Below are 5,849 nucleotides of genomic sequence, written 5' to 3' on the forward strand. Positions count from 1 at the left end.
CCGGACGGCGTCCCCGATCTCCGGGCCGCGCCCGGAGACGGCGGCCGGCCGCGGGTACGGCACCACCACGACCGGGCAGGGGGCGTGGAAGACGCAGGCCCGGCCGACCGATCCGAGCAGCGCGCCGACGACGGGCCTGCGGCCGCGGTCGCCGACGACGAGCAGGTCGGCGCCTCGGGCGTGCCTGATGAGCACCGCCGCGGGCCGGCCGTTGTCGATCGTGAGCGCGCAGGGCACGTCGGTCCTGCCGGCGGCGGCGCGGGCGACCGTGCGGGCCAGCGACCTCCTGACCGCGCTCGTGTAGTGCTCGAACGGGACGGCGTTCATCGCATAGGACAGGCCCGCGGTCGTGTCGACCACGTGCACGGCCTCCACCAGTCCGCCGCGCGCCCGCGCCCAGTCCAGGGCCCATCGGAGGGCGTGCTCCGACGACCGGGAGCCGTCGACCCCGACGACGGCGCGGGGCGGCGGGGGCGACTCCGTTCGCATGCGTTCCATCGCATTGCCTCCCTTCGGGTCAGCCGTGCTCCGGCCCGGTGCGCCGCACGTCCAGGAAGTGGGCGGCGCAGGAGATGCACGGGTCGTAGTTGCGGATCGCCCGCTCGCACTCGGCGGTGAGCGCGGCGTCGTCGAGGTCGAGCCAGCCTCCGGCGAGGCGGCGCAGGTCCTCCTCGATCGCGGCCTGGTTCTGGGCGGTCGGGGCGACGATCTGGGCCTGCCCGATGCGGCCGTCCCGGTCGATCCGGTAGCGGTGGTAGAGGATCCCGCGCGGCGCCTCGGTCACCCCGTGGCCCTCGCCCGCGCGGGCCGGGACGTCGGTGTACGGGCGGCGGGGAGGCCGGTACGTCTCCAGGATCCGGAGCGCTTCCTCGATCGCGTAGACCACCTCTACCGCGCGGACGAGCATGCTCTGGAACGGATTGACGCACCGGCTCCCCAGTCCCGCCGCCCGGGCCGCCTGGCGGGCCAGCGGCGACAGCTTCGCCTGGTTCAGCGAATACCGCGCCAGCGGGCCGCTCAGATACCGGCGGCCTTGCAGGAACGCTTGGAGTGCGGTCGAATGCGGGACCTGGCGGCTCTCGACGAAGTCGTTCCAGGCCGAGGCCGGGAACTCCTGGAGCGAGTCGGTCACCAGGTGGCCGCGCTCCATCGGGTATCCGTCCGGAGCGGACATCGCCAGGAGCGCGTGGTCGCATTCGTAGTCGGGGAAGTCCAGCCGCGAGGCCCACTCCACGGTCTGGAGCGCGCGGTCGAGCGCGGGCCGCAGCAGCCGCTCCAGGCGGGCGAGCTCTTCGGCGGACGGGAGGCGGTGGAACCCGCCGAGGCGGACGTTGACCGGGTGGATCGCCCTGCCGCCGACGACCTCCATGACCTCGTTGCCCGCCTGCTTGAGCGCCAGGCCGCGCTCGACGAGGGCGCGGTCGGCGCGGGCCAGCTCGACCGCGTCGGGCAGGCCCAGGAAGTCCGGGGCGTGCAGCAGGTAGATGTGGAGGGCGTGGCTCTCGATCCACTCGCCGCAGTACAGCAGCCGCCGGAGCGCCCAGATCTCCTCGGGCACCTGGACGCCGCAGGCGTCCTCGATCGCCTGGCAGCTGCTCATCTGGTACGCGACGGGGCAGATCCCGCAGATCCTGGCGGTGATGTCGGGCGGCTCGGCGTGCCCGCGGCCGACCAGGAGCGCCTCGAAGTAGCGGGGCGGCTCGTACAGGTGCAGCTCGGCCTCGGTCACGCGGCCGTCCGCGACCCGCAGCCGCAGGGCGCCTTCGCCTTCCACGCGGGAGATCTCCCCGGCGGTGATGAGCCGGTCGACCGGCCCCCTATGCGTCATCGTCGGCTCCTTCCGAGTCGCGTCCGGGTGCGGCGGTGGTGCAGCCGCGCAGCAGCCGCCGGATCGCGGCGTCGCCGTGCCCGCGGCGGCGCAGGACCGGGACGATCGCTTCGGGCCGGGCCGACTCGGCCGGACCCGCGCAGCCGTAGCAGCCCCGGTCGTAGGCGGGGCAGAGCGCGCCGCAGCCGGCCCGCGTGACCGGGCCCAGGCAGGGGGCGCGGCCGAGGACGAGCAGGCAGTTCACGCCGCGCTGCTTGCACTCGGCGCAGACCGACCCGGCGGGGAGGTCGGGTCGCCTGCCGTTGAGGAGCGCCGAGAGCAGGCCCAGGAGGGCGCGCCGGTCGATCGGGCAGCCGTGCAGCTCGTAGTCGACCTCGACGTGGGCGGCGACCGGGCTGACCCGGTCCAGGGAGCGGATCGCCTCGGGGCGGGGGTAGACGATCCGCTGGAACGCCTCCAGGTCGGCGCCGTTGCGCAGGGCCTGGTACCCGCCCGCGGTGGCGCAGGCCCCGATCGCGACGAGCACGCCGGACTCCTCGCGGATGCGCCTGATCCGCTCGGCCTCGGCCGGGGTCGAGATCGATCCCTCCACAAGGGAGACGTCGAACGGGCCGGGCAGGTCCCGCCTCGTGGCCTCGGGGAAGTGGCGGATCTCGACCGCGTCGGCGATGTCGAGCAGCTCGTCCTCGCAGTCGAGGAGGGTCAGCTGGCAGCCGTCGCAGGAGGTGAGCTTCCAGACGGCGAGGGACGGTCGGCGCATCACAGCTCCTCGATGTCGAGCAGGTCGGCCACGGCGTCCCAGCGGTGCACCGGGCCCTGGCAGCACAGCAGGTACGGGCCGAGCTGGCAGTGCCCGCACCAGCCGATGCCGCACTGCATGTTGCGCTCCAGGGAGACCTGGATGCGCGCGGGCGCCAGGCCCCGCTCCAGCAGGGCCGCGGCGGACGCCTTCATCATGGCCTCGGGCCCGCACAGGAACGCGGTCGTCCGCTCCGGGTCCAGCCGGGTGCGGGCCAGCGGCTCGGTGACCAGCCCCACCGGGCGGGCCCATCCCGGCGTCGCCCGGTCCACGGTGGACTCCACTTCGAGGTCGCGCCGGCGGGCCCAGGCGGCGACCTGGAGCGGGTAGAGCAGGTCGGCGGCGGTCCTGGCGCCCACCAGGACCACGATGCGCCCGAAGCGCACCCGCAGCGACAGGGCGGTCAGGACCAGGGGCCGCAGCGGGGCCAGGCCGATGCCCCCGGCCATGACGAGCAGGTCCCCGCCCAGGGCCGAGCGCAGATCCCAGCCGCGCCCGTACGGCCCCCGCACGCCCACCGCCCCGCCGACCGGCATCCGGCACAGGGCCCCCGACACCGCCCCGACGTCGCGGACCGTCTGCACGATCCGGCCGTCGAGCCGCTCGGCGCCGCTGATCGAGACCGGGATCTCGCCGACGCCGGCGACCGAGAGCATCGTGAACTGCCCGGGCCGGGCCGGGTCCGTCCGCGCTCCCGCGGCGGGCGCCAGCGTCAGCGTGGCGGTGTCGCGCGTCTCGGTGCGGCGGTGGACGACGGTGTACTCCAGCGGCGCCATGGCGTCCCGCGGCCCGGCGCGGACGGCCCCGCGTGCGGCGGTCATCGCGGCTCCTCCTCCCTCGCCAGCGCGGCGGCCTCGGCGGTGATGTCGATGCCGGCCGGGCACCAGGCGATGCACCGCCCGCAGCCGACGCACCCGGAGGTGCCGAACTGGTCGTGCCAGGTGCCGAGCTTGTGGCTCATCCACTGCCGGTAGCGGGAGGCGACCGAGGTGCGCACGGTGCCCCCGGCGGTGTACGAGAAGTCCGGGTCGAAGCAGGAGTCCCACCGCCGCCACCGCTCCGCACGGCCGCCGCGCAGGTCGGTGACGTCCTCGACGGTGGTGCAGAAGCAGGTGGGGCACACCATGGTGCAGTTGGCGCACGCCAGGCACCGGTCGGCGATCTCCTGCCACCGCTCGGAGCGGCGGCTGCGCGCCAGCAGGGCGCGCAGGTCCGTCGCCGGCAGCGACCGCTCCATCGACTCGGCGGCCCCGCGCAGGGCCCGGTCGGCCTCGGCGGCCTCCTCGCGGGTGGCGTTGCGCCGGGTCAGGCGCTCCAGGACCTCCTCGCCCTCGACCGTGCCGGCGCTGACGAGGAAGCGGTGCCCGCCCTCGACGCGCTCGGTGAGCACGAGGTCGTAGCCGCCGGTCGCGGCCGGACCGGTGCCGGCGGAGGCGCAGAAGCAGGTCGCCCCCGGTTCGACGCAGTCGACGGCGACCACGAAGGCCCGGTCGCGGCGGGCCTGGTAGCGCCGGTCGGGGTGGGGCGCGGCGCCGAAGACGCCGTCCAGGACCGACAGCGCGGCCAGGTCGCACGGGCGCACGCCGATGAACGCGAGCGGGCGGGGCTCCTCGGGGGCGTCGACGCGCTGGCGGACGGGGTGCACGAACCGCTTCCAGGACTGCGGTCCGGCGGCGTGGTTGAAGACGGCGCGGTCGGCGCGCCGGTGCAGGCGGTAGCGACCGGGGCCGGTCTCGGCGCCGACGCCGTCGGGCAGCTCGGCGCCGCTCTCGATCTCGTCGAGGACGATCGCGCCGTCGCGCTCGACGGGGCCGATGACGGTGCGGCCGTCGGCGATGAGGAGTTTGACGAGCTGGTCGAGCCCGTTGCGGTCGATGACGGCGGGAGCCGGTCGGTGGGTGCGCACGGTGTCCTCCTAGCAGATCCGGGGGAGTTGCTCGCCCAGCGGCGGGTCGACCACCCGCGCGGTCCCCAGGGGGGTCCGCGCGAGGACGCGCGGTTCGGCCGCGGCGGTGACGGCGCCGATCCGGCGGGCGCCTTTGCCCTCGGGCCGGGCGCGCATGGCGGCGAGGACGTCGGCGGCGGCCTCGGGGGCGCATATCGCGACGAGGGTGCCTTCGCACGCGAGGTGGAAGGGGTCGAGCCCGAGCACGTCGCACAGGGCCGCGACCTGGTCGGTGGTGGCGGCGGCGGCCTCGTCGATCTCGATGCCGACGCCCGAGGCGGCGGCGAGTTCGTTGAGGACCGCGGCGAGGCCGCCGCGGGTGGCGTCGCGCAGGACGTGCACGCCCGCGCCGCCCGCACCGACCATGTCCTCGACCATGCGGCCGAGCGCGCACGAGTCGGAGGGCTCGTCGAAGTCGAAGCCCTCGCGCGCGGCCAGGACCGCGGCCCCGTGGCGGCCGACCGGTCCCGACAGGAGCACGGCGTCGCCGGGGACGGCGCCCGCGGCGGTGACGGCCGCATCGGGGAGGAGGACGCCGATCCCGGTGGTGTTGACGTAGATGCCGTCGGCGCCGCCGCGTTCGACCACTTTGGTGTCGCCGGTGACGATCGGCACGCCCGCCTCTGCGGCGGCCGCGGCGGCCGAGGCGGTGACGCGGGCGAGCTCGTCGACCGGGAACCCCTCTTCGATGATGTAGGCGAGGGTGATCGCGATGGGGCGGGCCCCGCGCATGGCGACGTCGTTGACGGTGCCGTGGACGGCCAGCGACCCGATGTCGCCGCCGGGGAAGTCGCGCGGGGTGACCACGAAGCTGTCGGTGGAGACGACCACGCGGACGCCGTCGGGGCCGTCGACCGGGACGACCGCCGCGTCCTCGGCGACCGGTCCGGCCCCGGTGAGCGGGCCCAGGAGCGTGTCGAAGAGCTCGCCGAAGAGGCGGCCGCCGGCGCCGTGCCCCATGAGGACCCGGTCGGTCCCGGTCAGCGGCAGCGGGCACGCGAGTGCGAGCGGTGCGGTGGTCATGGGGTGCTCCCGGAGGTCGTCGTCAGCGGGGCGCGGCCCGCGAGGTGGTAGGCGGCGCAGGTGCCCTCGGCCGAGACCATGGGCGCGCCGATCGGGCGGCGGGGCGTGCAGTCGGTGCCGTAGGCGGGGCAGTCGGTGGGGACGGCGGTGCCGCGCAGGACGGCGCCGGCGATGCAGCGCGGGTCCTCGGCGGCGCGGGGGCCGCCGGTGTCGAAGCGGCGCTCGGCGTCGAACGCCGCGTAGGCGCCGGCGAG

6 protein-coding genes and 1 pseudogene are annotated in these 5,849 nt (G+C 75.9%); all 7 read right to left on the bottom strand.

Annotated elements, in window-relative coordinates:
- The coding region (locus DI269_RS14120) for a universal stress protein (RefSeq protein ID WP_112136876.1) at positions 1-498 on the bottom strand (498 nt) is incomplete at its 3' end.
- A gap of 19 nt (positions 499-517) precedes the next feature.
- A complete protein-coding gene (locus DI269_RS14125) occupies positions 518-1,828 on the bottom strand; it encodes a Ni/Fe hydrogenase subunit alpha (RefSeq protein WP_112136878.1) in 1,311 nt (436 codons plus the stop codon).
- Entirely contained in the window at positions 1,818-2,588 is a 771-nt protein-coding gene (locus tag DI269_RS14130) for an NADH-quinone oxidoreductase subunit B family protein (RefSeq protein ID WP_112136880.1), read from the bottom strand. The genes DI269_RS14125 and DI269_RS14130 overlap by 11 nt, the downstream gene beginning before the upstream one ends.
- Positions 2,588-3,448, bottom strand: coding sequence for an FAD/NAD(P)-binding protein (locus tag DI269_RS14135; protein ID WP_112136882.1), 861 nt, complete (start codon positions 3,446-3,448; stop codon positions 2,588-2,590). Before DI269_RS14135 ends, DI269_RS14130 begins: the two co-directional genes overlap by 1 nt.
- Positions 3,445-4,533 carry a 4Fe-4S dicluster domain-containing protein gene (locus tag DI269_RS14140; RefSeq protein WP_112136884.1) on the bottom strand — a complete coding sequence of 363 codons (1,089 nt, stop codon included), beginning with the start codon at positions 4,531-4,533 and terminating at the stop codon, positions 3,445-3,447. The genes DI269_RS14135 and DI269_RS14140 overlap by 4 nt, the downstream gene beginning before the upstream one ends.
- A gap of 9 nt (positions 4,534-4,542) precedes the next feature.
- Positions 4,543-5,595, bottom strand: a complete 1,053-nt coding sequence (gene hypE, locus DI269_RS14145; protein ID WP_112136886.1) for a hydrogenase expression/formation protein HypE — start codon at positions 5,593-5,595, stop codon at positions 4,543-4,545.
- Positions 5,592-5,849: pseudogene (locus tag DI269_RS14150) on the bottom strand (hydrogenase formation protein HypD); the annotation flags it as partial. The gene hypE and the pseudogene DI269_RS14150, both read right to left, overlap by 4 nt.

This window comes from Glycomyces dulcitolivorans (assembly GCF_003265355.1).
Classification (GTDB): domain Bacteria; phylum Actinomycetota; class Actinomycetes; order Mycobacteriales; family Micromonosporaceae; genus Glycomyces; species Glycomyces dulcitolivorans.